We start from the raw sequence: 26,461 nt of genomic DNA on the forward strand, positions 1-26,461 counted from the left end.
GCAGATGGGCTTCCTTGCTTAGTGCAGCGACGGCTTGGGTGCGGCAGGTTCTGCGGACTTCTTGGTCTCGGTGAACAGCAGCAGCGGCGCGACGCGCAGGTACTCCATGACTTCCATGTAGTCGCCTTCGCCGTCTTCGGACTCTTCCAGGGCGTCTTGTACCTGGGAGATGGCCGCAAGGTCCTGCAACACTTCCTTGGCGTCGGTGCTCAGTTCCAGGCCGCCGGCGTTCACGCCGAAACCGTGGAGGAAGCCCTGGCACCATTGGCCCAGTGCGGCGGCGCGTTCGGTGAGCGGTGCGTCGTCGGTCGGCAGCAGCAGGACCACGGTGACGTCGTCACCGGTCAGCTCGCCCTTGACCATTTCCTGCAGGCCGATCAGCGCGTTGCGCACGTTGTCGGTCGGCTCGGTCTCCAGCAGCTCGGCCACATCGGCCAGCCAGTTGTCGGCATCAAAGCCTACGCCGGTGCAGCTGCGGCCCAGCAACACGCCGTGCAATTCGGCAGGCGAGCATGGGTGACCGCTGGCGCTCAGCAGTTTGGAAAAAGCATCGTACGGGGAGTTCTGAATGGGCATGGTGAGCTAGGCGCCAGACGGCGCAATGTCTAGAATGAAGCGCTGTATCCTAGCACCGGCAGACGTACCAAGACTATCAAGGGCGTCAGATCGTTTATCCTGCAGTTGCCATTCATCAGACAAATCCAGTGGAACCCAATGGAAGACACCGACCTGCAAGCGCTGATGGCCAGACTCGAGTTGCTAATTGATCGGGTCGAGCAACTTAAGAGTCAAAACGGACTCCTACTAGCTCAGGAAAAAACCTGGCGCGAGGAACGCGCTCACCTCATTGAAAAAAACGAAATCGCCCGGCGTAAGGTCGAATCGATGATTTCGCGCCTGAAGGCCCTGGAGCAAGACTCATGAGTTCAAGCAATAGCGTCACCGTGCAGATCCTGGATAAAGAATATTCGATCATCTGTCCCCAGGAAGAGCGCAACAACCTGGTGAGCGCCGCCCGCTACCTGGATGGCAAAATGCGTGAAATCCGCAGCAGCGGCAAAGTCATCGGCGCCGACCGTATCGCCGTGATGGCCGCGCTGAACATCACTCACGATCTGCTGCACAAGCAGGAGCGCCCTGACGTGCAGGCCAGCGGCTCGACACGCGAGCAGGTGCGCGACCTGCTGGAACGTGTGGATCTGGTGCTGTCCAGCGATTCAGACACACCCAAGGGCTGATTGCCGCGACTGTTTAAGGTATACTCGCCCCACTCCCTGGCGTGTTTGCCAGTCGGCGATGTCCCTGAGCCGATTCGCACTACCCTGGAAGTTGCACGTTGGGCTGGTGTGCATGTCCGCTAGACGGAAAGCCTTAAAGCCTACTGCTTCTTCCACCTTGAACTTTCGGGTTCAAGGGCTAAGTCGACAGCGGCTCTGTCGGGGAGCCTGAATTCCCAAACTCAATGCCAGTCTTCGGACTGGCATTGTTTTATGAGCCGAAAACCATGACCGAACCTGCGCCGCTTTCCCGTCCGCAACTTCGACGCATGTTGCGCAAGGCCCGCCGCGAGCTCAGCCCGAGCCAGCAGCGCAAGGCCGCCCACGGCCTCTATCGGCAACTGGCACAGCAGCCGCTGTTTCGCCGGGCCAAACACATTTCCCTGTATCTACCGACGGACGGCGAAATCGACCCGCGCCTGTTGCTGCGTGCCGCCCAGCGCCGGGGCAAGGCCACTTACCTGCCGGTGCTCAGCGCATGGCCACGCACCAAGATGGTGTTCCAGCGCGTGCGGCCTGGGGAAAAGCTAAGGCCCAATCGCTTCCGCATCCTCGAGCCACGGGTCAACATCGGCCAACAGCGCAAGGTCTGGGCGCTGGACCTGGTGTTGTTGCCGTTGGTCGGTTTCGATGATGCGGGTGGCCGCCTGGGCATGGGCGGCGGCTTCTACGACCGCAGCCTCGCTTACCTCGCGCGCCGCCAGAGCTGGCGCAAGCCGACGTTGCTGGGCCTGGCCCATGAATGCCAGAAGGTCGAGAAGTTGAAGCAGGCGAGCTGGGATGTGCCATTGGCCGGCACCGTCACGGATAAGCAGTGGTATATCGCGCAGACGCCGCAGTAAAAAAAGCGGCGTCTGGAAGAAGGGTCAACGCTTGAACGGTTGCGGCTGTTGCTGAGTCAATTCAACGGGAGCATCGGTCTTGTTCGACCACAAGCTTTGGGCATACCCGGTGGTCACGACGCCCAGACCAAACAAAATAACCAAAATCCATAGTAAATCCGGCTTACGTTGCATCGATTGCCCCCCTTCAGGCACTTCGTACACGATGACAACAACGTTCCTCAGGAGTCCGTTGCGGCGCTGTCAAGCTTAAAAGCGGGCATTCTGCGGTAACGTGAACCAACACGCAAACCTTGACGCCAACCGACTGTCGGTTTGTCATGCAATTGCCCGACAACTTGCCCAACCCCATTTTGAGGAGCGCAAAAATGGCCTACTGGCTGATGAAATCCGAGCCCGATGAACTCTCCATCAAGGGCCTGGAAAAGCTCGGCGAAGCTCGCTGGGATGGGGTCCGCAACTACCAGGCGCGCAATTTCCTGCGCGCCATGGCCGAGGGCGACGAGTTTTTCTTCTACCATTCCAGCTGCCCGGAGCCAGGGATTGCCGGCATCGGAAAAATCATCAAGGCAGCCTACCCGGACCCCACAGCCCTGGAGCCGCAAAGCCACTACTACGACGCCAAGGCCACCCCGGACAAAAATCCGTGGAGCGCGATCGACGTCGCCCACGTCAAGACATTCCCCAAGGTGCTGGGCCTGGGCTACCTGAAGCAGCAAACCGCCCTCGCCGAGTTGCCGCTGGTGCAAAAAGGCAGCCGACTGTCGGTGATGCCGGTGACCGCCGAACAATGGGCGGCGGTGCTCGCCCTGGGTTAAACACCCAGAACCCGGCAGTCACGCGCCAGACGCATGCATCTGCACGCCGGGCGGGTTAGGCTGGTGCTTCATTTGACCGGAATCAACCGCTCCTGGGCGCCATCCGGTCAAACTAGGATGCTAATGCCGCAGGAAGCCGCCATGTCGACGAATCACCACACCTCCCGTCTTTTCGCCATCGCACTCATCGCCCTGTTGCTGGGTGCCGGCGGCTTCGGCTATTGGCGCTCCCTCCAGGACCGCCTCCCCGAAGGCCTGAGCATGGGCAACGGGCGCCTGGAATCCACCGAAGTGCAAATCGCCGCCAAGATCCCCGGGCGCCTGGCCGAGGTGCGCGTGGACGAAGGCGACAAGGTGCTCAAAGGCCAACTGCTCGCACGCATGGACACCCGCACCCTCGAGGCCCAACGCGCCCAGGCCGAGGCCGAAGTGCTGCGCGCCAAGGAAAACTTCGCCGCCGCCGAGGCCAATGTGCAACTGCGCCAAAGCGAGCAGTTGCTGGCCAACCAGGAACTCAAGCGTACCCAGGAGCTGTACAAGCGCGGCTTCGCCAGCAGCCAACTGATCGACCAGCAGCAAGCCCGGCAGAACACCGGCAACGCCGCGGTGATCGCCGCGCAAGCCCAGGTCAACTCGGTGAAGGCCGCCATCGGTGCGGCCCAGGCCCAAGTCGCCCAGCTCAACAGCGAGATCGACGACAGCAGCCTGCGCGCGCCCATCGACGGGATCATCCAACTGCGCCTGGCCGAGCCCGGCGAAGTGCTTGGCGCGGGCGGACGTGTGCTGCTGTTGATCGATCCGAATGACCAGTACATGAACCTCTACCTGCCCGCCTCCGTCACCGGTCGCCTGACCGTCGGCAGCGACGCGCGCATCCTGCTCGATGCCCTGCCCCAGCAACCGCTGCCGGCCAAGATCAGCTTTGTCGCCGCCAAATCCCAGTTCACGCCCAAGGAAGTGGAAACCCGCGACGAGCGCCAGAAACTGGTGTTCCGCGTCAAACTGCGCCTGACCCAACCCGACGCCGTGCCCCAAGCCAAACCGGGCATGCCCGGCGCCGGTTACGTGCGCACGGCAGACATCGCCTGGCCGGCCAACCTGCAATGACCGGCCTGGCGCTGCACGCCAGCGGGATCAGCCATCGCTACGGCAAACAACAGGCTTTGCTCGACATCGCCTTCAGCCTGCCCGCCGGAACGCGCTGCGGCTTGATCGGCCCGGACGGCGCAGGCAAGTCGAGCCTGCTGGGGTTGATCGCCGGGGTCAAAAAGCTCCAGGCAGGCCAGCTAGAGGTGCTTGGCGGCTCGATCCAGGACCGGCGCCACCGCAACAGCCTCTACCCGCGCATCGCCTTCATGCCCCAAGGGCTGGGCGGCAACCTGTACCCCGAGCTGTCGATCAGCGAAAACATCCGTTTCTTCGCCACGCTGTTCGGCCTGTCCAGAGCCGACTGCGACCAGCGCATGCACAACCTGCTGCTGGCCACCGACCTCGCACGCTTCGCCGAACGCCCGGCGGGCAAGCTGTCCGGCGGGATGAAGCAGAAGCTCGGCCTGTGCTGCGCGCTGATCCACGACCCGGACCTGCTGATCCTCGACGAACCCACCACCGGCGTCGATCCGCTGTCGCGCCGACGCTTCTGGGAGCTGGTAGAAACCGTACGCAGCGAGCGCCCGCAGCTGACGTTGCTGGTGGCGACGGCCTACATGGAAGAAGCCGAACAATTCGAACATTGCCTGATGCTCGATCGCGGCAAACTGATCGCCGACGGCCTGAGCAGCGAACTGGCCGCCGCCACACCCAGTGGCAAACTGGATGAGGCCTTCACCCACTTCCAGGGCGACAGCGCCCACGACAACCAACCGCTGCTGATCCCACCCCGGGAAAGTGCCAACACCGACATCGCCATCGAAGCCCACGACTTGACCCTGCGTTTCGGTGATTTCACCGCGGTGAACAAGGTCAGTTTCGCCATCGGCCGTGGCGAGATTTTCGGTTTCCTCGGTTCCAACGGTTGCGGCAAGACCACCACCATGAAGGTGCTGACCGGGCTGATGCCGGCCACCGAAGGCAGCGCGAAGTTGCTGGGCAACCCGGTGAATGCCAAGGACCTGGCCACCCGCAAGCGCGTGGGGTTCATGTCGCAGAGTTTCTCGCTGTATGGCGAACTCAGCGTGCGCCAGAACCTGGTACTGCACGCGCAGTTGTTCGACCTGAACCCGGCCGAGAGCGGGCCGCGGATCGACGAGTTGATCCAGCGTTTCGACCTCGGTGATGTCGCCGAGCAACCCTCCGGCGAACTGCCCCTGGGCCTGCGCCAGCGCCTGTCATTGGCGGTGGCGGTGCTGCATCGCCCGGAAGTGCTGATCCTCGACGAGCCGACCTCGGGCGTCGATCCGGCGGCGCGGGATGACTTCTGGCGGCTGCTGATCGAGTTGTCCCGCGAACAGGGCGTGACCATCTTTCTGTCCACACACTTTATGAACGAAGCCCAGCGCTGCGACCGCATTTCCTTGATGCACGCGGGCAAGGTGCTGGCCTGCGACACGCCGCACGCGCTGCAACAGCAGTTCCACGGCGACACCCTCGAAGCCGCCTTCGTCACCTGCCTGGAACAGGCCCAGGGCGAACCCGAGCCGACTGCGCCCACCGCCACGGTCAGCGAAACCGCGGCGCCGCCGGTGAGCAAGCGCGGTTTCAGCCTGGCGCGCTTGTTGGCCGTGGCCAGCCGCGAAGGCAAGGAACTGCTGCGCGACAAGGTGCGCATGGCCTTCGCCCTGCTCGGCGCGATGTTCATGATGGTGATCTTCGGCTACGGCATTTCCCTGGATGTGGAAAACCTCGCCTTCGCCGTCTATGACCAAGACCAGACCCCGCAGAGTCGCGCCTACCTGGAGGCGTTCCGCAGCTCGCGGTACTTCGAGGAGCAACCGGCGATTCAGGATTCGAGCGAACTGCACCGGCGCCTGCAACGCTCGGAAATCAAACTGGCCCTGGAGATCCCCCCCGGTTTTGGCCGCGACCTCTACGCAGGTCGCCAACCCACCGTGGCCGCCTGGCTCGACGGCGGCATGCCGTTTCGTGCGGAAACCAGCCGCAACTATGTAGAAGCCGTGCACCAAGCCAACCTCCAGCAACTGGGCGAACTGAGCAGCCGGCCACAAAACACCCCGGCAGCGGCCAAACTGGAAACGCGCTTTCGCTATAACCAGGACGTGGTCAGCGTAAACGCCATCGGCCCCGGCGTAATGGCGCTGATCCTGGCGTTTATTCCGGCGATGCTCACCGCCCTCGGCATCGTGCGTGAAAAGGAGCTGGGCTCGATCACCAACTTCTACGCCACGCCGCTCACACGCCTGGAGTTCCTGCTGGGCAAACAGGCGCCGTACCTGGCCGTCAGCCTGATCAACCTGGCACTGCTGGTGGCGATGAACCGCTGGCTGTTCGGCGTGCCATTCAAGGGCAGCGGCCTGACGTTGGCGTTCGGCGGCCTGCTGTATGTGCTGGCCACCACCGGCATGGGCCTGCTGATTTCCGCGTTCACCCGCACCCAGATCGCCGCGATCCTCGGCACCATGATCATCACCAGCCTGCCGACTATCCAGTTTTCCGGGCTGATCGTGCCGCGTTCGTCCCTGGAAGGCGCCGCCGCGCTGATGGGCATGCTGTTTCCGGCGGGGCATTTCCTCGACATTGCGGTAGGCACCTTTACCAAGGCCCTGGACCTGCGCCAGCTGTGGCCGCAGTGCCTGGCGCTGTTCGGTTTTTTCGTCGGGTTCACCGGGTTGAGCCTGATCATGCTCAAGAAGCAGGAGGCCTGATGCACAAGTTCGCGCACATCCTGCGCCTGGGTCTGAAGGAACTCACCAGCCTGCGCCACGACAGCGTCTTGCTGCTGTTCCTGTTCTACGCCTTCACCGTAGCCATCTATATGCCCGCCGCCGGTTCGGTGATTGGCGTACACAACGCCAGTGTGGCGTTTATCGACGAAGACCACAGCACGCTCTCGCGGCAGATGGCCGAAGCGCTGCAGCCACCCGAGTTTCAAGCGCCTGTGCCATTAGCCTATGACCAGTTGGACAAGGTCATGGACAGCGGCGCGTATACCTTCGTCATCAATGTGCCGGCGAATTTCCAGGCCGACCTGCTGGCCGGTCGCCAACCCGGCGTGCAGGTGAATGTGGACGCCACGGCGATGAGCCAGGCGTTTATGGGCGCGGGCTACATCGGGCGGATTTTCCAGCGTGAGCTGCTGGCCTATAGCGGGCAGACCGCTGCCGCGAGTAACACGCCGGCCCTGCTGACCACCCGCGCGCTGTTCAACACCAACCTGGAAGGCGGCTGGTTTCTGGCGGTGATCCAGATCGTCAACAACATCACCATCCTCGCCGTCGTGCTCACCGGCACTGCGCTGCTGCGGGAACGCGAGCACGGCACCCTCGACCATTTGCTGGTGCTGCCGCTGACCGCGCTGGAGATCATGCTGGCAAAAATCTGGAGCAACATGCTGGTGGTGGTGTTGTGCACCTGGGTGTCGCTGGAGGTGGTGGTCAAGGGTTTGCTCGGCGTACCGCTGGCGGGGTCGCTGGGGTTGTTCCTGTTTGTCACGGCCCTGTATCTGTTTGCCAGCACCGCACTGGGGATCTTTCTCGCCACACTGGCCCGTTCGACGCCGCAATTTGGCTTGCTGGCGATTCCGGTGATTATCCCGATGCTGTTGTTGTCCGGCGGCAGTACGCCGTTGGACAGCATGCCCGAGTGGTTGCAGTGGGTGATGCAGGCATCGCCCTCGACGCATTTTGTGAGCCTGAGCGCGGCGATTCTGTTTCGGGATGCGGGGGTGGGTGTGGTGTGGCCGGACTTGCTGGCGCTGGCGGGGATCGGGTTGGTGTTTTTTGCGGTGGCGCTGGGACGGTTCAGGAAGAGTTTGGCGTCCTGAGGTGACTGTCAGGGCCTCTTCGCGAGCAAGCCCGCTCCCACAGTTGACCGCGTTTCAACATGAGAATGCGGTCAACTGTGGGAGCGGGCTTGCGCGCGAATGGCGCGAAGCGCCCGGGTTACTGAATGATCAGGTTGTTGAACAACAGATCTTCCACCACTGGCTTGCCCGTCTCATCGTTCATCACTTGCTGAGTCTGCTTCAACGCTTCCTGGCGCAGTTTCTCTTTGCCTTCGACGGTGCTCATGGTCTCGTTGGTCTGCTGGGTGAACAGCGCCACCAGTTGATTACGGATCAACGCATCGTTGGCTTTGACCGCCGCGGCCGCCTCGGTGCCGGTCACGCGCAGGGCGATGTCGGCCTTGTACACCTTCAGCTTGGCGGTGCCGTCCAGGCCATAGTTGCCGACGAACGGTGGCGTCAGGCTGATATAGCTGACTTTCGGCGCCTCGCCTTCTTTCGCTTCCTGGGCCTGGGCTGCCATCGGCAAGGTCAGGGCCAGCATCAACAGGATCCACGCTTTCACAGTTCATTCCTCACATTCGGTTGCGCGCTAGCATAACGCTAGCAACGCTCAGCACAAGCTTATGGCGACGTATCAGGCACGAGCATGCTCGTTGACCCCCAGACGCACCCTTCTACACTTATCGGCCACGACGCCCAAAGGAATAGTCCGATGAAAGCTGTGCTGTGCAAAGCCTTCGGCCCTGCCGAAACCCTGGTGCTGGAAGATGTCGCAAGCCCAGCGATCAAGAAAAACGAGATCCTGCTGGACGTGCATGCTGCCGGGGTCAACTTCCCGGACACCTTGATCATCGAGGGCAAGTACCAGTTCAAGCCGCCCTTTCCGTTCTCGCCGGGTGGCGAAGCGGCAGGTGTGGTCAGTGAAGTCGGCGAGAAGGTCAGCCACCTGAAAGTCGGCGACCGGGTCATGGCCCTGACCGGCTGGGGCAGCTTTGCCGAGCAGGTCGCGGTGCCGGGCTACAACGTGCTGCCGATCCCGCCGAGCATGGACTTCAACACCGCCGCCGCCTTCAGCATGACCTACGGCACCTCGATGCACGCGCTCAAACAGCGCGGCCACCTGCAACCCGGGGAAACCCTGCTGGTACTCGGCGCCTCCGGTGGCGTGGGCCTGGCGGCGGTGGAAATCGGCAAGGCCATGGGCGCCCGTGTGATCGCGGCGGCCAGCAGCGCCGACAAACTCGTGGTGGCAAAAGCCGCCGGTGCCGATGAGTTGATCAACTACAGCGAAACCAGCCTGAAGGATGAGATCAAGCGCCTCACCGACGGCAACGGCGCGGATGTGATCTACGACCCGGTGGGTGGCGACCTGTTTGACCAGGCCATCCGCAGCATCGCCTGGAACGGCCGCTTGCTGGTGGTGGGGTTTGCCAGCGGGCGCATCCCGGAGCTGCCGGTGAACCTGGCGCTGCTCAAGGGCGCGGCGGTGGTCGGGGTGTTCTGGGGCTCGTTCGCCCAGCGCCAGCCGCAAGACAATGCCGCGAATTTCCAGCAGCTGTTCACTTGGTATGGCGAGGGCAAGTTGAAGCCGTTGGTGTCGCAGGTGTATCCGCTGGAACAGGCGGCGCAGGCGATCAATGACCTGGGGCAGCGCCGGGCTGTCGGGAAAGTCGTCGTCCAAACCCGCTAACCCACTTGAAATACAGTTGAATGTGGGAGCGGGCTTGCTCGCGAAAGCGGTGTGCCAGTCAATATATTCGGTGACTGATCCACCGCATTCGCGAGCAAGCCCGCTCCCACACAAGCTTGCTCCCACATTTGGATCTCCAGTGTCCTGCGAGACCCCATCACGACCCACACTTATCCATTCGCGACATGTTCGTAAGAGAACATCCACTGACGCTCATTTCCTGTGTTTGCAGATAAGAGGCGATGCTATTTTCGGTAACGAAACTGTAACATTCGCATCCGCAGTCAAAACAAGAAATTTGGAGCTCTTGAATGTTTGCTTTCTTTCGTCCTGCCGCACACCAGGCGCCCCTGCCTGAAGAAAAAATAGACAGCACCTACCGACGCCTGCGCTGGCAGATCTTCGCCGGTATTTTCTTTGGTTACGCCGGCTACTACCTGCTGCGTAAAAACTTCTCCCTGGCCATGCCGTACTTGATCGACGAGGGTTACACCCGCGGCGAACTGGGCCTGGCGATGTCCGCCATCGCGATTGCCTACGGCCTGTCCAAGTTCCTCATGGGCCTGGTGTCCGACCGCTCCAACCCGCGTTACTTCCTGCCCTTCGGCCTGCTGGTTTCAGCGGGTGTGATGTTCATTTTCGGTTTCGCACCTTGGGCGACGTCCAGCGTGACCATGATGTTCATTTTGCTGTTCATCAACGGCTGGGCCCAAGGCATGGGCTGGCCGCCAAGTGGCCGGACCATGGTGCACTGGTGGTCGCAGAAGGAGCGCGGCGGCGTGGTTTCCGTGTGGAACGTGGCGCATAACGTCGGCGGCGGCCTGATCGGCCCGCTGTTCCTGCTTGGCATGGCCTGGTTCAACGACTGGCACGCGGCGTTCTACGTACCGGCCACCGTGGCCCTGCTGGTGGCGGCGTTTGCCTTCATCACCATGCGCGATACCCCGCAATCGGTCGGCCTGCCGCCCATCGAGAAGTACAAGAACGACTATCCGGAAGGCTACGACGCCAGCCACGAAGACGAATTCAGCGCCAAGGAAATCTTCGTCAAGTACGTGCTGCGCAACAAAATGCTCTGGTACATCGCCTTCGCCAACGTGTTCGTCTACCTGCTGCGCTACGGCGTGCTGGACTGGGCGCCGACGTACCTCAAGGAAGCCAAGCACTTCACCGTCGACAAGTCGTCGTGGGCGTACTTCTTCTACGAGTGGGCCGGTATTCCGGGCACGCTGCTGTGCGGCTGGATGTCGGACAAGATCTTCCGTGGCAACCGTGGCCTGACCGGCATCGTGTTCATGGCGCTGGTGACGGTGGCGACCCTGGTTTACTGGCTCAACCCGCCGGGCAACCCGATGATCGACATGATCGCGCTGTTCTCCATCGGTTTCCTGATCTACGGCCCGGTGATGCTGATCGGCCTGCAGGCGCTGGAACTCGCACCGAAGAAAGCTGCCGGTACGGCGGCGGGTTTCACCGGCCTGTTCGGTTACCTGGGCGGTTCGGTGGCGGCGAGTGCGGCCATGGGCTACACCGTGGACCACTTCGGCTGGGACGGTGGTTTCGTGCTGCTGATCGGCGCGTGCGTGTTGGCGATTGCGTTCCTGATCCCCACGCTGTGGCACACCAACAGCGTCAGTTCGGCGCGTTAACCGCCTGAACACCCCTTCGCACAACGCTTGAGCCGCGCCTCCAGGTTTTTATCTGGCATGGCGTGGCTACGCAGGGCGTGGACGGTCTGCTCGACATAATCGCGCGTAGTGCCGTAACGCCCGCAAGCGCTTTCCAACACGTGGTTCAGGATGGCGTCGGGAAGATTGCCCGCGTAGCTGGGCAAGTGCCGCTCCAACACAAACCCCAAGGCCTGCACCTGACTGCCATCTTCAAGACGGCAACTGAGCCAGTGTGGCCGATACGAGGGGTACGGCATTTCGCGGCACCACAGTGCGTAGAGCGAGGCTTCCAGCTGGTCTTCCGGCAAGCGGTAGGCAAACCCGCTGCATGAGCCGCCGCGATCCAGGCCAAAGACCAACCCCGGCAATTCCGGCGTCCCCCGGTGCTCGTGGGACCACAGGTACAAGCCACGGTGATAACCGTGGACCCGCGCCCGCACGCGTTGGGTGGATGAGCATTCAGGACGCCAGATCAACGAGCCGTAAGCGAACAGCCAGACCGGCCCACCCTTGTGCCGGCCCATGGTCGCCTGCATCGAACTCATCAACTGCTCGTGAGTGAGTTGCGGCCCCAGATCGAGCCGCGGAGGGTAAGCCAATTGCATAAGATCGGATTCAATAACGGTCATGGCAGATCGCTTAGGTCTCCTGTGTGTTACCAGTTGTAAGCAACTTTACCGTAATAAAACGCGCCGCTGTAACCGTACGGCGAAAATGTGCTGTAGGCCAGGTTGCCGCCGCTGCTGGCGAACGCATTGACCTTTTCCGGGTATTTATCGGTGACGTTGTCGCCGCCCAGGGTGAAGGTCCAGTTCTGCAACTTGTAGTCCGCCGACAGGTCCAGCACCCACGCTGCCTTGAAGGTCTGGTCGTTGACCTTGTCCGCCTGATAGCTGGTGAACTCACCATAGCGCACCAGGTTGCTGTGCAACGCCCAATTGCCGAAGGTGAAGTCGTTGCCCAGGCTCAGCTTGTGCTCTGGCGTGGTATCGCCGAGCAGGCCGCTTTTCTCGCGGCGGTCGACCCGCACCAGGTTGGCCCCCAGGCTGTCGAGGATCGCCGGGTTGGCCTTCACGTCCGTGACCTTGGTGTGGTTGTAGTTGTAGCCGACGGTGCTGTTCCAGCGGATGCCGTTGTCGAACTGGTAGCGATAGTTGGCCACCAGGTCGACGCCGTCGGTGCTGGTGTCGGTGGCATTGGTGAAGTAGCGCGCCGTGGTGTAGTTGATGTTGCCGACGCCGTTGGCTTGCAGGTAGGCCTGGGTCGCGGGGCTCAGGTTGAGGTTGGACGATAGGCTGATGCGGTCGCGAATATCGATGCGGTACACATCCAGCGTCACGGTCAGGTCATCGGCGGGCTCCAGTACCAGGCCGAGGCTGTAGTTGCGCGATTTTTCGGCCTTCAGGTCCTCTGCGCCAAGCAGGCGGGCAACCTGGCTGGAGGCCGGGAACGTGCCGGCCTCGCGGATTTCACTGCCGATCAGTTGGGACGAGGTAAACGCAAAGTTCTGCTGGGCCAGGGACGGTGCGCGGAAACCGTTGGAAATACTGCCGCGCAAGGCCACCTGCGGGGTGAAATCGTAGCGCGCCGACAGCGAGCCGCTGACATTGGAGCCGAAGTCACTGTAATCCTCATGCCGCACGGCGGCCGAGGCGCTGAGTTTTTCGGTGAAGTTGGTTTCCAGGTCCAGGTACTGGGCCCAGTTGTGGCGCGAGCTGCTGCCGGCGTCAGCCTCACGGAAGCCGCCGAGGCCCGAACTGCCGCTCTGGTAGTAGGATGCCGGCTCGCCCGCTTCGATTTCATAGCCCTGGCGCAGGTATTCACCGCCAAACGCGACGGACACCGGATACGGCAGCAAGCCCACGTCGAACTCACGGGACAGGTCCAGGCTGACTTGCTTCTGGTCGTTGCTCAGGGTGCCGTTGTCGAACTTGCGCGGCGTGGCCAGGCCCAGGGAGGTGTTGATGGTTTCGGTGCTCAGCTCGTATGTGTTCTTGCCGTAGTTGGCCGACAGGTCGTAATGCCAGTCATAGGCCAGCAAGCCGCGCAGGCCCACCACCAGCGAGGTGTCTTCCAGGCTGCCCTTGATCAGCGGCAGGTAGCCATTGGGGTTGAGCGCCGCGATGTTGTTGGACGCATTGCTTGCACGGTAGAACGCCGCCGTCTCGCCACGCCGCTTGCTGTAACCGCCAAAGCTGTAGAACTCGGCCGCATCGTTGAAGGAATATTCGGAGTTGAACGCCAGCTTGCCTTCATTGGTCGCCGGTTCGCCCTGGCGGAACACGCGCTGGCCGTAGGTGGTGGAGCCAATGCTGGCAGTGCGGTAATCCTTGCCGGCACGGTTGGTGTAATCGTTGTCGGCGCCTTCGCCGGAGAGGCTGATAAAGCCGTTGTCGCCCAAGGCCAGGCCGGTGTTGCCGCTGATATTGCGCTGGATGCCGTCGCCCTTCTTGTACTGGCCGAACTTGCTGGAGATCGAGCCGCCATGGTCGGCATGCTTGAGGATTACGTTGATCACCCCGGCAATCGCGTCCGAACCGTAGCGCGCGGACGCGCCGTCGCGCAGCACTTCGATATGGTCCACCGCCGACAGCGGGATCGCGTTCAGGTCCGCTGGGGCCGAGCCACGCCCCACCGCCCCGCCGAGGTTGACGAAGGCACTGGTGTGGCGGCGCTTGCCGTTGACCAGCACCAACACTTGGTCCGGCGACAACCCGCGCAGCTGCGCAGGGCGTACCAGTTCGGCGCCATCCACCAGGCTTGGACGTGGAAAGTTGATCGACGGAATCAGCCGCGCCAACACTGCGCCCAGCTCATCGGAACCGGTGCTGCGCAGGGTGTCGCCGGAAATCACATCCACCGGCGACAGCGAGGCACTGGCAGTCCGCTCCTGGGCGCGGGTGCCGGTGACGATCACGGTGTCGAGCTTAGGCGCATCGGTGGCGGACGTTTCGGCCGCAAAGACAGGATTGAAGCCTGCGGCGGTCAGCAAATTGGCTGACAAAATCGCCGAGTACAGCGCGTGTTTCTTGTAGCTCCCCATACCGCTCCCCTTGGAATCATCTATCAGAACGTCATGCTCTGAATGCGTACGATCGATCCGGCTGGCGGGCGGTGGCGGTCAGTTGTTGGTGTTTGGCAGAACGTCGGTAGTCCGTTGCCTTATATCTTAATAAGACTTTTCCTACATTTAAAAGACCTTAAATGCATAAGCATAGGCGGTCATACTTTCAGCCCACGTTCAGGCCAGGTCGGGCGCTAGCCGTCAAACTACAGGGATTAAGCGACCCCACTAGCCGCCCATCCAAACGACTACCGAGGTCGGATCATGAAACAGCTTTTCCTCGGCTTGCTGCTTCTGGCACAAGCCACCGCTGCCCTGGCCAACGAAACCGCTGCGCCAGACGACAAGGGCTTCTGGTACGCGCAGACCAGCGTCTACACCCGGCACTTCTCACCGGACCCCAAGCACAACAACAACCAGGACCTGATCGGCCTGGAGCGCAATGACGCATCTGGTTGGGTATATGGCGGGGCGACATTTCGCAACTCGTTCAGCCAGCGCTCGTACTACGCCTATGCGGGCAAGCGCTATGACATGAGCGACTATCCGGTGTACCTCAAGCTGACCGGCGGGGTGATCCAGGGCTATCGCGGCGAATACCGCGACAAGATTCCGTTGAACCGTTTCGGCGTGGCGCCGGTGATCATTCCATCAGTGGGCACCCATTACGGGCCGGTGGCGGCGGAATTGGTGTTGCTGGGGTTCAATGCGGCGATGGTGACAACCGGCGTACGCTTCTGACCCTGACACGACACAATCCAATGTGGGAGCGGGCTTGTGTGGGAGCGGGCTTGCTCGCGAAAGCGGTGGATCAGTCAAAACATCTTTGGCTGACACACCGCTTTCGCGAGCAAGCCCGCTCCCACATTTTGATCGGTGTAGGCCAGTAATTTATGGACGGGGAGCGTAGGCAAATACGTCGGCGCGCATCTGGTGCGCGTCCATCCCGGCTTCGACCAGGGCATCCAATGTGCCGTATATCATCGCCGGCGAACCACTGGCATAGACGTGCACGGCCTTGAGGTCGGCGATGTCCTCACACACTGCTTCATGCAACAACCCGCAACGCCCGTCCCAGCCGCACAGGTCGCTGACAACTTTGTGCAGGAACAGGTTGGGCAGTTGCAGCCACTGGTCCCAGTGCTCGATGGTGTAGAAATCTTCCGGGCGACGTACGCCCCAATACAGATGCACCGGGTGCTTGAAGCCCGAGGCGCGGCAGTGTTCGATCAAGCTGTGCATCTGTGCCATGCCGGTGCCGGCGGCGATCAGCACCAGCGGCCCGTCCGGTAGTTCGGCCAGGTGGGTGTCGCCAAATGGCAGCTCGACGCGCGCCATCTGGTTGCGCTGCAACTGCGCCAGCAAGCTGCGGGCGCTGTCTTCACGGGCCAGCACGTGCAGCTCCAAGTCACGCCCGGCGTGGGGCGCCGAGGCCAGGGAGAACGCCGACTTGTCGCCATTGTCCCGCTCGATCATCAGGTATTGACCGGCGTGGTAACGCACCGCCTTGCCGGCCGGTGCACGCAGGCGCACGCGCCACACGTCGCCGCCGACGTCCACGCACTCACTCAACTGGCACGACAACTTGCGCAACGGCAACTCTCCCGGCGCCAGCACGCCATCCCACAACACAATGCAATCTTCCAGCGGCTCGGCGATACAAGTGTAGAACTCACCGTGGTCGCGCACCTCACCGGCTTGCTGCACCCGGCCTTCCACCAGCAACGCCGCGCATATGTGGCACACGCCGTTGCGACAGGCCTGGGGGCACTCGTAGCCCAGGCGACGGGCGCCTTCGAGGATTCGCTCGCCAGGGACCAACTCCAGCACGGCGCCGGACGGTTGCAGGGTTACACGCATCAATCTATTCCCAATTCTTTCCACATTGCATCGACACGGGCTGTGACAGCTTCGTCCTTGACGATCACCCGGCCCCACTCGCGCGTGGTTTCACCCGGCCATTTGTGGGTGGCATCCAGGCCCATCTTCGAGCCCAGGCCCGACACCGGCGAGGCGAAGTCGAGGTAGTCGATCGGCGTGTTGTCGATCATCACCGTGTCGCGCTTGGGGTCCATGCGCGTGGTGATGGCCCAGATCACGTCGTTCCAGTCGCGGGCGTTGATGTCGTCGTCGGTGACAATAACGAACTTGGTGTACATGAACTGTCGCAAAAACGACCACACACCGAGCATTACCCGCTTGGCGTGGCCTGGGTACGACTTCTTCATGGTCACGATGGCCATGCGGTACGAGCAGCCTTCCGGCGGCAGGTAGAAGTCGGTGATTTCCGGGAATTGCTTTTGCAGGATCGGCACGAACACTTCGTTGAGCGCCACGCCCAGAATGGCCGGCTCATCCGGCGGCCGGCCAGTGTAGGTGCTGTGGTAGATCGGCTTGATCCGGTGGGTGATGCGCTCGACGGTGAACACCGGGAAGCTGTCGACTTCGTTGTAGTAGCCGGTGTGATCGCCGTACGGGCCTTCGTCGGCCATTTCCCCCGGGTGGATCACGCCTTCGAGGATGATTTCGGCGGTGGCCGGCACTTGCAGGTCGTTGCCACGGCACTTCACCAGCTCGGTGCGGTTACCGCGCAGCAGGCCGGCGAAGGCGTATTCGGACAGGCTGTCAGGCACCGGCGTCACGGCGCCAAGGATGGTGGCCGGGTCGGCGCCCAGGGCCACGGAGACCGGGAATGGCTGGCCTGGGTGTTTTTCGCACCATTCACGGTAATCCAGCGCGCCGCCACGGTGGCTCAGCCAACGCATGATCACCTTGTTGCGGCCGATTACTTGCTGGCGGTAGATGCCGAGGTTCTGGCGGTCCTTGTTCGGGCCTTTGGTGACGGTCAGGCCCCAGGTGATCAGCGGGCCGACGTCGCCGGGCCAGCAGGTCTGCACCGGCAGCATGGCGAGGTCGACGTCATCACCTTCGATGACCACTTCCTGGCACACCGCGTCCTTGACCACCTTGGGGGCCATGGCAATGATCTTGCGGAAGATCGGCAGCTTCGACCAGGCGTCCTTCAACCCCTTGGGCGGCTCGGGCTCCTTGAGGAAAGCCAGCAGCTTGCCAATTTCGCGCAGCTCGCTGACCGACTCGGCGCCCATGCCAAACGCCACCCGCTCGGGGGTGCCAAACAGGTTGCCGAGCACCGGAATGTCAAAGCCGGTCGGGTTTTCGAAGAGCAGCGCCGGGCCCTTGTTGCGCAGGGTACGGTCGCAAATCTCAGTCATTTCCAGCACCGGGGAAACCGGCATCTGGATACGTTTCAACTCTCCGCGCTGCTCAAGCTGCTGCACGAAATCCCGAAGATCCTTGAATTTCATTAACCATGCCACCCGTAAAATAGGCGTACATCCTACCTGCTCCGAGGGGCATTTGGCTGCCGGAGCACTTAAAAAGCGGGCGCAAAAAAAATGGCGCCCCTGGGGGCGCCATTCTTTCGGACCGCAAGCGTCGTATTACTTACGCTTCATCGACAAGAAGAACTCGTCGTTGGTCTTGGTGGTCTTCAGCTTGTCGACCAGGAACTCGATGGCAGCAACTTCATCCATCGGGTGCAGCAGCTTGCGCAGGATCCACATGCGCTGCAGTTCGTCGTCGGCAGTCAGCAACTCTTCACGGCGGGTGCCGGAACGGTTGATGTTGATGGCCGGGAATACGCGTTTTTCCGCGATGCGACGGTCCAGGGGCAGTTCCATGTTGCCGGTACCCTTGAACTCTTCGTAGATCACTTCGTCCATCTTCGAACCGGTTTCAACCAGTGCGGTGGCGATAATGGTCAGCGAGCCGCCTTCTTCGATGTTGCGCGCGGCGCCGAAGAAACGCTTCGGTTTCTCCAGGGCGTGGGCGTCGACACCACCGGTCAATACCTTGCCGGAGCTCGGGATCACGGTGTTGTAGGCACGGGCCAGACGGGTGATGGAGTCAAGCAGGATCACCACGTCCTTCTTGTGTTCGACCAGGCGCTTGGCCTTCTCGATCACCATTTCGGCAACCTGCACATGGCGGGTTGGCGGCTCATCGAACGTCGAGGCAACCACTTCGCCGCGCACGGTGCGCTGCATTTCGGTCACTTCTTCCGGGCGCTCATCGATCAGCAGCACGATCAGGTGAACTTCAGGGTTGTTACGCGCGATGTTCGCTGCAATGTTCTGCAGCATGATGGTCTTACCGGCTTTCGGCGGTGCGACGATCAGACCACGCTGGCCTTTGCCGATCGGGGCGCACAGGTCGATCACACGACCGGTCAAGTCTTCGGTGGAACCGTTGCCGGCTTCCATCTTCATGCGCACAGTCGGGAACAGCGGAGTCAGGTTCTCGAAGAGAATCTTGTTTTTCGCGTTCTCAGGACGATCGAAGTTGATCGTGTCGACCTTGAGCAGGGCGAAATAACGCTCGCCTTCCTTTGGAGGGCGGATCTTGCCAACGATGGTGTCACCGGTGCGCAAGTTGAAGCGACGGATCTGGCTCGGCGAGACGTAAATGTCGTCTGGGCCGGCAAGATAGGAGGCGTCTGCAGAGCGGAGGAAGCCGAAGCCGTCCTGGAGAATCTCCAGCACGCCATCACCGGAGATTTCCTCGCCGCTTTTCGCGTGCTTTTTCAGCAGGGAGAAAATCACGTCCTGCTTGCGCGAACGGGCCATATTTTCTATGCCCATTTCTTCGGCCAGCTGGAGCAGGTCGGTAATCGGCTTTTGCTTGAGTTCAGTCAGATTCATATAGGAATGACGTAATCATTTATGGAGGGGGGAAATTAAGCTTTTGGCTTAATGAGGCCGCGCCGCAGAGAAGGCGACAGGATCGCGTACTAATCGAAAAGGAGTGCGTCGGCGACGGCATGCAGGGGGCAGTGGAGAAACCAGTGCGGGGCCGAATGTACCACCTGAGTTTCGGAGCGTCTAGCCCTGTTTCACGAAAAAGCCCCGCAATTTGCGGGGCCTTTCTGACGACGTTTAGATGTTCGCGTCGAGGAAAGCTTGCAACTGGGACTTCGACAGCGCGCCCACTTTAGTGGCTTCGACGTTACCGTTCTTGAACAGCATCAGCGTCGGGATACCACGCACGCCGTGCTTGGCCGGGGTTTCCTGGTTATCGTCGATGTTCAGCTTGGCAATGGTCAATTTGCCTTCGTAGGTGGTTGCAATGTCGTCCAGAACAGGAGCGATCATTTTGCAAGGGCCGCACCATTCAGCCCAGTAGTCAACCAGCACCGGGCCTTGAGCCTTGAGTACTTCGGCCTCAAAGGTCGCGTCGGTGACGTGCTTGATAAGATCGTTGCTCATGGATGTCTCCGGATTGTAAGCAAAAAAACGTGGCCCATCATAGCTGCCCTTCCCCCGTTCAGGAAGCCGCCTCTGATTGAGTCTTGCTATGGTGGTGCATGAGTTTGGGTATAGCCCAACTCAAGGCGCTACGGGAGTCACAAAGGCAATGCCGGTGCGCAGCGCCGCATTGCGCACGTGTTCCTGCATGGTTTTCTGCGCCGCCGCACTGGCGCGCCGGGCCAGGGCGCGCAGGATCTTGCGGTGTTCCTGCCAGGTTTCCATGGCCCGCTCCGGCCGGATGAACGGTAGTTTCTGACTTTCCAGGAACACCTCGGCGCTGGCGCTCAGGATGCTCACCATCGCCTGATTGCCACTGGCCAGCAGGATGCGCTGGTGGAATTCGAAGTCCAGCCGCGCCGCCGCTTCAAAGTCACCGGCCTTGAGCACCTTGCGCATCGCCTCGACGTTATCGTCCAGGCTGTCCAGCTCGTCGATGGTCAACGTCACCGCCGCCAGACCCGCCGCAAAGCCTTCAAGGGCATAGCGTAACTGGAAAATATCCAACGGCGTGGCCTGTGCCGCAAACGGCCAGGCAAATCCCGGCGCCTCGTCGACTGCTTGCACAAACACACCTTTGCCCGGCTGCACGCTGACCACGCCCAAGGCGCTCAAAGACGACAGCGCCTCGCGCAACGACGCCCGGCTCACCCCCAACTGCAGCGCCAGGTCGCGCTGGGACGGCAATGCATCGCCCGGCCCGAAGCCTTGCTCCTTGATCAGTTTGCGGATGGCCTGCAGGGCCGCTTCCGGTACGGCTTGGGCGATGGAATTCATAAAAAACTCAAGGTTCCAGTCAACTGAGCGGCTAGTTGTAAAGCTATTCGCGGCCGGCGGCAAGCCACGCCCCAAAGGGGCTCGCGCGGTTTTAACGGCGCTCGAAAAGGGTGCGAAAAGCCCCACCACTGTTCAGACCAGTAAGACCAGCGCAGCGCAGCAAAACCCTGCCTTGCAGACGATCCTGCGCAGGCTGGCATGGGCTGTGCAATTACCCCGTCAGCCCAATCCAGAAAACCCCTTCGCCCTTCTCGGAGAGTTGCCATGACCAAGCGCTACAGCGCCCTGCTCACTGCCCTGTTTGCCAGCCTGATGCTGAGCCAGGCACCCGCCCAGGCCAACGGTCTGGACGACATCGTCGCCCGTGGCACCCTCAAGGTCGCCGTGCCCCAGGACTTCCCGCCCTTCGGCTCGGTCGGCCCGGATATGAAACCGCGGGGCCTGGACATCGACACCGCCAAGCTGCTGGCCGACCAGCTCAAGGTCAAGCTGGAGCTGACCCCGGTCAACAGCACCAACCGCATTCCGTTCCTGACCACCGGCAAGGTCGACCTGGTGATCTCCAGCCTGGGCAAGAACCCCGAGCGGGAAAAGGTCATCGACTTCTCCAAGGCCTACGCGCCGTTCTACCTGGCAGTATTCGGCCCGCCTGACGCGGCTGTCACTGGTCTCGACGACCTCAAGGGCAAGACCATCAGCGTGACCCGTGGCGCCATCGAAGACATCGAGCTGACCGCCGTTGCGCCCAAGGAAGCCACGATCAAGCGCTTCGAAGACAACAATTCGACCATCGCCGCCTACCTGGCCGGCCAGGTCGACCTGATCGCCAGCGGCAACGTGGTGATGGTCGCGATCAGCGAGCGCAGTCCCAAACGCGTGCCTGCGCTGAAGGTGAAGCTCAAGGATTCGCCGGTGTACGTGGGCGTGAACAAGAACGAGCCGGCGCTGCTGGAAAAGGTCAACCAGATCCTGGTGTCCGCCAAGGCCGATGGCAGCCTGGAAAAGAACGCCCTGCAATGGCTGAAAGAGCCTTTGCCGGCTGATCTTTGAAGGCGGAGCTGACCCATGGCCTATCAGTTCGACTTTGTGCCCGTGCTGGCCAACACCGACCTGCTGCTGCGTGGCGCGCTGTTCACCTTGGAGCTGACCGCCATTGGCGCGATTCTCGGGGTGGCCCTGGGCACTGCCGGCGCCGTGGTGCGGGCGTGGAAGATCCAGCCGTTCGCCTGGTTCTTCGGCGTATACGTCGAGTTGATCCGCAACACGCCGTTCCTGGTGCAGCTGTTCTTCATCTTCTTCGGCCTGCCGTCCCTGGGGCTGAAGATCACCGAATGGCAAGCCGCCGTGCTGGCGATGGTGATCAACCTGGGCGCCTACTCCACCGAAATCATCCGCGCCGGCATCCAGGCCGTCCCCCGTGGGCAACTGGAAGCCGCAGCGGCGCTGGCGATGACGCGTTTCGAAGCGTTTCGCCACGTGGTGCTGCTACCGGCACTGGGCAAGGTGTGGCCGGCCCTGAGCAGCCAGATCATCATCGTGATGCTCGGTTCGGCAGTGTGCTCGCAGATCGCCACCGAAGAGTTGAGCTTTGCCGCCAACTTTATCCAGTCGCGCAATTTCCGCGCCTTTGAAACCTATGCCCTGACCACCCTGGTGTACCTGTGCATGGCCTTGATGATTCGCCAGTTGCTCAACTGGATCGGCCGCCGGTTTGTGATGAGGAATAGCCGATGAGTGATTTTTCGTTCTGGGACATCGTGCGCAACCTGCTCACCGGCCTGCAATGGACCCTATTGCTGTCGCTGGTGGCGTTCATCGGCGGCGGCCTGATCGGCTTGCTGGTGATGACCCTGCGCATCAGCAGCAAGGCGTTCCCGCGTAACGTGGCGCGCACCTATATCGAACTGTTCCAGGGCACACCGTTGCTGATGCAACTGTTCCTGGTGTTTTTCGGCATCGCCCTGCTCGGTGTGGATATTTCGCCCTGGCTTGCCGCCGCGATTGCCCTGACCCTGTTCACCAGTGCCTACCTCGCCGAAATCTGGCGCGGCTGCGTCGACTCCATCGCCCACGGGCAATGGGAAGCCTCGGCCAGCCTGGCGCTCAACCCACTGGAGCAACTGCGCTACGTGATCCTGCCCCAGGCCCTGCGAATTGCCGTGGCGCCCACCGTGGGCTTCTCGGTGCAGGTGGTCAAAGGCACCGCCGTGACCTCGATCATCGGCTTCACCGAACTGACCAAGACCGGCGGCATGCTCGCCAACGCCACCTTCGAGCCCTTCATGGTCTACGGCCTGGTGGCCCTTGGTTATTTTTTGCTCTGCTACCCCCTGTCCCTCAGCGCGCGCTACCTGGAAAGGAGACTGCATGCCTCTGCTTAGAATTTCCGCCCTGCATAAGTACTACGGCGATCACCACGTCCTCAAGGGCATCGACCTGACCGTTGAAGAAGGCCAGGTGGTAGCGATCATCGGCCGCAGCGGCTCGGGCAAGTCCACCTTGCTGCGCACCCTCAACGGCCTGGAATCGATCAACGACGGCGTGATCGAAGTCGACGGAGAGTACCTCGACGCCGCTCGCGCCGACCTGCGCAGCCTGCGACAGAAAGTCGGCATGGTGTTCCAGCAATTCAACCTGTTCCCACACCTGACGGTGGGCGAAAACGTGATGCTCGCACCACAGGTGGTGCAGAAAGTGCCCAAGGCCAAGGCCGCGCAACTGGCCAGGCAGATGCTGGAACGCGTCGGGCTCGGCGAAAAATTCGATGCCTTCCCTGATCGCTTGTCCGGCGGCCAGCAACAACGCGTGGCGATTGCCCGTGCGCTGGCCATGTCGCCGAAAGTCTTGCTGTGCGACGAAATCACCTCGGCCCTGGACCCGGAGTTGGTCAACGAAGTGCTCAGCGTGGTGCGCCAGTTGGCCAAGGACGGCATGACCCTGATCATGGTGACCCACGAAATGCGCTTCGCCCGCGAAGTCGGCGACAAGCTGGTGTTCATGCACCAGGGCAAGGTGCATGAAGTGGGCGACCCCAAGGTGCTGTTCGCCAACCCGCAGACCACTGAGTTCGCCAACTTCATTGGCTCGGTGGAGCAGGCAGGCTGATCAGCTCAAGGCTGCCGCGTCCTTCCAGGCGCGCCTCGTTGCGCACCTCCAGGGCATCGGCTGGCAGGTCGGTGTCGATGTCGACTTGAGCGGTCAGCCTTCGCCCTGCCACCCGCATCCCCGCCACTCGCACCTCCAGGGTCTGGCCAGGCAGCAATTGCCCATCCGCCGACTCGTTGGGCCGTTGCATCGCCGCCCACTCGACCGCGCGGCCGTCCACCCGCGCGTGCTTGAGGCTCAGGCGAAAGCGCCCTGGGCGACCAAACTGAAACCCCTGGCCATCGGCAGCCGCGCCGGTAAAGCGCAACGCCATTGCCGAGGGCTCGGCACACAGCACAGTCAAGTGCAGCGAACGAGTCGGCAGTGCCATGGAGGCGCCTGTCACCGGCCCGGCCCGGCGAATGGCACCGTAGTCGATATGAGCCTGGCTCAACGACAAGCGGCAGTTTTCGGCCCACGCTCCCGGAGCGATCAGTACCGCGCAAAGCAGCATTGCCCACTTAAAGAGCATGGCACACCGCCGATGCAGTCTCGTAGAACTTGTCATTATCCGGCTTGGCCTCGGCGTCGACACGCAGTGAGCAGGTGGAGGAGTCCGGCAGTGATACCCGCAGGTCTTGCGACTCATTGACATCATTCAGAAAAACCATGCCCTCACCCGCCACGCTGGTAAGGAAGCGGTTGCCCTTGCCGAGTACCGCAGCCCCCTGGGGCAGTGGTCGGCCTTGCGCATCACTGGCGTTGAGCAACACGCGACGGACTTTCACCACATCGAAATCCACGCTATTGACGGAACCACGGCCAGCAGCAAGCACCTGGGTGCCGTTCTTCAAGTCGACGCGCTTGGGCAGCGAGCGGGTCTGCACTTCGACGCGGCTGTTGGTATACGCCGGCAAGCCGGCGATCACCGCGTGCCCACGGTAGTCGGTCCACACCGGGCCTTGCGGGGTTTCGATCCGGGCCGAGCCGATGTCGCCCACGGAAACGATGCCAAACGTGTCCTGTACGGCGTAGGGCGAAAAGGTCACGCCGCGCTCGTGTGCCACGATCCCGCCCTGCAACTGTCCCGAGTAGCTGGTGCCCAGCGGGTCGCGACTGACCCCCAGGCCGACCCGCGTATAGCGCGGCAGCAGGTCGACATGAGCGCGAGTCGATTGCTCCCCAGCCTTGAGGTCTCGCTCGACGCCCACCTCGTAGTTCACGTACTCGTTGACCCGCTCGTTCAGCGCAGTGCCGGCGCCGAACTGATCCCCACGGCGGCTGGCATAGCTGTTCAGGCGACGATCAGCGCCCAGGGGCACGCTGACTTGCAGGCGTACCGCCAGGTCATTGTCCTGGGGCGCGTTGCGGCGGTTGCCGTCGGGCGTGGAATCACGCGTGCCGCCTACCTGCGAATCGGCAATCAACCCGACATCCACGCGATTGAACGACTTGTTCCACGAAGCGAACACCTGCTCGGTGGCTCGCCCGTCGAATTGCGCACTGCGGGTATATCCCAGGGAGAACACGCCCAGCGAGGGATCAACCCAGCTCATGCCCGCCGTATATTGGTTCTTGAACCGCGTACCCAGCTCATCGGCCGTCCATGACCGGCCCGCTTCGAGCACCTCCCGATAACCACGGGTCTGGCGGGTGGCGCTGAGGTTGGCTTGCACATTGGCAGAAACGGGGCTGCTCACCGACACGGTACTGCGCGAACCGGACACTGCGTTGCGGCTGTCCCGGGAAAGGTTGTGGCGCGCGCCCACTGCAACCCGCTGGAAAAACACGTTGCTCAAACTGCCTCCCGCCGACCAGTAGTCTTCGGCGCCCAACACGCCAAGCCCCATGGACGAATCGCGCCCAAGCCCCCAGGTGCCGCTGCCCATGGCAACCATCGGTGACGCCGCCCCTTCGCCAGTGCTTTCACGCGCCTTCCCCACCGAGAAGTAGTAGCCGGGGGCAGCCGCAGCGCCGCCGAACGACGCGGCCGGCACAACAAAGCTGCGCTTGGCGCCCCGCACATCGATCACGCTGACTTCAAGGTCACTGGTGCCATTGAGCAGGGGCAACCCCGTCAGACGAAACGGCCCCTCGGGCACCAGCGTGCTGTGGATCAGCACACCGGATTGACGCACCTCGATCCGCGACTGGCTATGGGCAAGCCCCTCGACCACCGCGTTATGACTGCCTGCCGGCACTCGCGACTGGCCATCGGGGGAAAACTGCAAACCCGACAACTGCACACCGCCAAACAGCGGGTTGTTGCTGGAAATCTGGCCCAGTTGAAAGGTCGACTGCAACGCAGCGATGTCCCGCTGGGCATAGGCGTACAGGTGCTCGGTGCGGACCTTGCCGTTATCCGACACATAAAACTGGCGGCTGCGAACGATCCAGTCCTCCCAGTTGAAGCCCGCCTCCGTATAGGCCGACACGAACCGGCTGGGCCCACTGCGCGAGCGGCTGTCAAAACCCAGCAGGTCATAGTTGAACAATGCCGCCCCTCCGCCTTGGGAAAATTGTCCGGCTTCCCATTGGGGCTCACGCAATGACTGGGTGGGCACCACCAACGCAACTTCGTCGATGCCGGGGCGCAGCCTCACCATGGTCGTCGGGAACTCACCGAGGAAGTCATGACAGGCCTCGCCCGGTGCCGCGCCCTCGCCAATGACCGTATCGGGTTTGACCAACCCGGCCTTTTCCAGCAAACCAGGGGTAAAACACAATCGGCCTTGTGCATCGAAACGGGCATCCACCAGCCCGAGCGGGTTTCCATTGACCCGCAAACCGACCACATGGACGCCCTCGCGAAAACGCGCGGCGCTGCGAAAATAATCGGAGACCTTCGGGTCAATGCCAAGGGTGGTAAGCGCCGCCAGGTCGAAACCCTCGCCCAACTCGAGGGCCGATACCAGGGCCGGCAAGCTCCAGAGCGTGGCAACCCCCACGAACAGTGACGGCCGGCGCGACCTGGAAGAGGCCGTAATGGGGACAGTCGACAGGTTTGTCATG

26 protein-coding genes and 1 other RNA gene are annotated in these 26,461 nt (G+C 62.0%); 15 read left to right on the forward strand and 12 right to left on the reverse strand.

Annotated features, from left to right (window positions below):
* Window positions 1-18 precede the first annotated feature (18 nt).
* Complete coding sequence (locus tag PSH81_RS26030) at window positions 19-576, reverse strand: YecA family protein (RefSeq protein ID WP_058426458.1); 558 nt, start codon at window positions 574-576, stop codon at window positions 19-21.
* 138 nt (window positions 577-714) lie between these two features.
* Here PSH81_RS26030 and PSH81_RS26035 point away from each other — a divergent pair, with 138 nt between their 5' ends.
* The 4 genes from PSH81_RS26035 (at window position 715) to PSH81_RS26050 (ending at window position 2,119) form a co-directional block, all read left to right on the forward strand.
* On the forward strand, window positions 715-924 hold the full coding sequence (locus PSH81_RS26035) for a TIGR02449 family protein (RefSeq protein WP_003177365.1): 210 nt from the start codon (window positions 715-717) through the stop codon (window positions 922-924).
* A complete protein-coding gene (locus tag PSH81_RS26040) occupies window positions 921-1,238 on the forward strand; it encodes a cell division protein ZapA (RefSeq protein WP_159937738.1) in 318 nt (105 codons plus the stop codon). The genes PSH81_RS26035 and PSH81_RS26040 overlap by 4 nt, the downstream gene beginning before the upstream one ends.
* A 30-nt stretch (window positions 1,239-1,268) precedes the next feature.
* Window positions 1,269-1,447, forward strand: a non-coding RNA gene (gene ssrS / locus PSH81_RS26045) — 6S RNA.
* A gap of 57 nt (window positions 1,448-1,504) precedes the next feature.
* Window positions 1,505-2,119, forward strand: a complete 615-nt coding sequence (locus PSH81_RS26050; protein WP_305391712.1) for a 5-formyltetrahydrofolate cyclo-ligase — start codon at window positions 1,505-1,507, stop codon at window positions 2,117-2,119.
* Window positions 2,120-2,143: 24 nt separating this feature from the next.
* Here PSH81_RS26050 and PSH81_RS26055 read toward each other — a convergent pair whose 3' ends face one another.
* Window positions 2,144-2,293: a hypothetical protein gene (locus PSH81_RS26055; protein ID WP_092355790.1), complete on the reverse strand. Its 150-nt coding sequence runs from the start codon at window positions 2,291-2,293 to the stop codon at window positions 2,144-2,146.
* A 194-nt stretch (window positions 2,294-2,487) separates the two neighbouring features.
* Here PSH81_RS26055 and PSH81_RS26060 point away from each other — a divergent pair, with 194 nt between their 5' ends.
* The 4 genes from PSH81_RS26060 to PSH81_RS26075 all read left to right on the forward strand — a co-directional run bounded on the left by PSH81_RS26060 (window position 2,488) and on the right by PSH81_RS26075 (window position 7,876).
* Window positions 2,488-2,937, forward strand: a complete 450-nt coding sequence (locus PSH81_RS26060) for an EVE domain-containing protein (protein ID WP_305391713.1) — start codon at window positions 2,488-2,490, stop codon at window positions 2,935-2,937.
* A 141-nt stretch (window positions 2,938-3,078) separates the two neighbouring features.
* Window positions 3,079-4,044: an HlyD family secretion protein gene (locus PSH81_RS26065; protein WP_192297926.1), complete on the forward strand. Its 966-nt coding sequence runs from the start codon at window positions 3,079-3,081 to the stop codon at window positions 4,042-4,044.
* Complete coding sequence (gene rbbA / locus PSH81_RS26070) at window positions 4,041-6,758, forward strand: ribosome-associated ATPase/putative transporter RbbA (protein ID WP_226454619.1); 2,718 nt, start codon at window positions 4,041-4,043, stop codon at window positions 6,756-6,758. Before PSH81_RS26065 ends, rbbA begins: the two co-directional genes overlap by 4 nt.
* Window positions 6,758-7,876 carry an ABC transporter permease gene (locus tag PSH81_RS26075; RefSeq protein WP_305391714.1) on the forward strand — a complete coding sequence of 373 codons (1,119 nt, stop codon included), beginning with the start codon at window positions 6,758-6,760 and terminating at the stop codon, window positions 7,874-7,876. The genes rbbA and PSH81_RS26075 overlap by 1 nt, the downstream gene beginning before the upstream one ends.
* A 118-nt stretch (window positions 7,877-7,994) precedes the next feature.
* Here PSH81_RS26075 and PSH81_RS26080 read toward each other — a convergent pair whose 3' ends face one another.
* Window positions 7,995-8,402 (reverse strand): flagellar basal body-associated protein FliL, encoded by a 408-nt coding sequence (locus tag PSH81_RS26080; protein WP_192297929.1) that lies wholly within the window; start codon window positions 8,400-8,402, stop codon window positions 7,995-7,997.
* A gap of 150 nt (window positions 8,403-8,552) precedes the next feature.
* On the opposite strand from PSH81_RS26080, the gene PSH81_RS26085 reads away from it, so the two are divergent.
* Window positions 8,553-9,530, forward strand: coding sequence for an NADPH:quinone oxidoreductase family protein (locus PSH81_RS26085; protein ID WP_305391715.1), 978 nt, complete (start codon window positions 8,553-8,555; stop codon window positions 9,528-9,530).
* Window positions 9,531-9,841: 311 nt separating this feature from the next.
* Window positions 9,842-11,179 (forward strand): glycerol-3-phosphate transporter, encoded by a 1,338-nt coding sequence (glpT, locus tag PSH81_RS26090; protein WP_192297931.1) that lies wholly within the window; start codon window positions 9,842-9,844, stop codon window positions 11,177-11,179.
* Here the strand turns inward: glpT and PSH81_RS26095 are convergent.
* Window positions 11,176-11,829 carry a gamma-glutamylcyclotransferase gene (locus PSH81_RS26095; RefSeq protein WP_226454623.1) on the reverse strand — a complete coding sequence of 218 codons (654 nt, stop codon included), beginning with the start codon at window positions 11,827-11,829 and terminating at the stop codon, window positions 11,176-11,178. The two genes, glpT and PSH81_RS26095, sit on opposite strands and share 4 nt — an antisense overlap.
* A 26-nt stretch (window positions 11,830-11,855) precedes the next feature.
* Window positions 11,856-14,243: a TonB-dependent siderophore receptor gene (locus PSH81_RS26100; protein WP_226454624.1), complete on the reverse strand. Its 2,388-nt coding sequence runs from the start codon at window positions 14,241-14,243 to the stop codon at window positions 11,856-11,858.
* A 285-nt stretch (window positions 14,244-14,528) separates the two neighbouring features.
* Here PSH81_RS26100 and PSH81_RS26105 point away from each other — a divergent pair, with 285 nt between their 5' ends.
* Window positions 14,529-15,005 (forward strand): sn-glycerol-3-phosphate transporter, encoded by a 477-nt coding sequence (locus tag PSH81_RS26105; protein ID WP_226454625.1) that lies wholly within the window; start codon window positions 14,529-14,531, stop codon window positions 15,003-15,005.
* A gap of 150 nt (window positions 15,006-15,155) precedes the next feature.
* Here PSH81_RS26105 and PSH81_RS26110 read toward each other — a convergent pair whose 3' ends face one another.
* The 5 genes from PSH81_RS26110 to PSH81_RS26130 all read right to left on the reverse strand — a co-directional run bounded on the left by PSH81_RS26110 (window position 15,156) and on the right by PSH81_RS26130 (window position 20,365).
* On the reverse strand, window positions 15,156-16,124 hold the full coding sequence (locus tag PSH81_RS26110; protein ID WP_226454626.1) for a CDP-6-deoxy-delta-3,4-glucoseen reductase: 969 nt from the start codon (window positions 16,122-16,124) through the stop codon (window positions 15,156-15,158).
* Entirely contained in the window at window positions 16,124-17,590 is a 1,467-nt protein-coding gene (ubiD, locus tag PSH81_RS26115) for a 4-hydroxy-3-polyprenylbenzoate decarboxylase (protein ID WP_305391716.1), read from the reverse strand. Before ubiD ends, PSH81_RS26110 begins: the two co-directional genes overlap by 1 nt.
* Before the next feature lie 135 nt (window positions 17,591-17,725).
* Complete coding sequence (gene rho, locus PSH81_RS26120) at window positions 17,726-18,985, reverse strand: transcription termination factor Rho (protein ID WP_016973082.1); 1,260 nt, start codon at window positions 18,983-18,985, stop codon at window positions 17,726-17,728.
* 234 nt (window positions 18,986-19,219) lie between these two features.
* The gene (gene trxA / locus PSH81_RS26125; protein ID WP_003213989.1) at window positions 19,220-19,549 is read right to left on the reverse strand and encodes a thioredoxin TrxA; all 330 of its coding nucleotides are present in this window, start codon (window positions 19,547-19,549) and stop codon (window positions 19,220-19,222) included.
* Window positions 19,550-19,669: 120 nt separating this feature from the next.
* On the reverse strand, window positions 19,670-20,365 hold the full coding sequence (locus PSH81_RS26130; RefSeq protein WP_192297937.1) for a FadR/GntR family transcriptional regulator: 696 nt from the start codon (window positions 20,363-20,365) through the stop codon (window positions 19,670-19,672).
* Window positions 20,366-20,629: 264 nt separating this feature from the next.
* On the opposite strand from PSH81_RS26130, the gene PSH81_RS26135 reads away from it, so the two are divergent.
* From PSH81_RS26135 to PSH81_RS26150, 4 genes are read left to right on the forward strand one after another with little or no spacing between them, the layout of a single operon-like run.
* Window positions 20,630-21,415, forward strand: coding sequence for a transporter substrate-binding domain-containing protein (locus PSH81_RS26135; protein ID WP_226454628.1), 786 nt, complete (start codon window positions 20,630-20,632; stop codon window positions 21,413-21,415).
* 15 nt (window positions 21,416-21,430) lie between these two features.
* Complete coding sequence (locus PSH81_RS26140) at window positions 21,431-22,099, forward strand: amino acid ABC transporter permease (protein WP_192297939.1); 669 nt, start codon at window positions 21,431-21,433, stop codon at window positions 22,097-22,099.
* Window positions 22,096-22,746: an amino acid ABC transporter permease gene (locus PSH81_RS26145; RefSeq protein ID WP_192297940.1), complete on the forward strand. Its 651-nt coding sequence runs from the start codon at window positions 22,096-22,098 to the stop codon at window positions 22,744-22,746. Before PSH81_RS26140 ends, PSH81_RS26145 begins: the two co-directional genes overlap by 4 nt.
* A complete protein-coding gene (locus tag PSH81_RS26150) occupies window positions 22,733-23,470 on the forward strand; it encodes an amino acid ABC transporter ATP-binding protein (protein WP_305391717.1) in 738 nt (245 codons plus the stop codon). Before PSH81_RS26145 ends, PSH81_RS26150 begins: the two co-directional genes overlap by 14 nt.
* Here the strand turns inward: PSH81_RS26150 and PSH81_RS26155 are convergent.
* Both PSH81_RS26155 and PSH81_RS26160 read right to left on the reverse strand, forming a co-directional pair.
* Window positions 23,442-23,981, reverse strand: coding sequence for a hypothetical protein (locus tag PSH81_RS26155; protein ID WP_305391718.1), 540 nt, complete (start codon window positions 23,979-23,981; stop codon window positions 23,442-23,444). The genes PSH81_RS26150 and PSH81_RS26155 overlap by 29 nt on opposite strands.
* Window positions 23,971-26,460 (reverse strand): fimbria/pilus outer membrane usher protein, encoded by a 2,490-nt coding sequence (locus tag PSH81_RS26160; protein ID WP_305391719.1) that lies wholly within the window; start codon window positions 26,458-26,460, stop codon window positions 23,971-23,973. Before PSH81_RS26160 ends, PSH81_RS26155 begins: the two co-directional genes overlap by 11 nt.
* Window position 26,461 lies beyond the last annotated feature (1 nt).

The sequence above is a fragment of the Pseudomonas sp. FP2335 genome (assembly GCF_030687535.1).
Taxonomy (GTDB): Bacteria; Pseudomonadota; Gammaproteobacteria; order Pseudomonadales; family Pseudomonadaceae; genus Aquipseudomonas.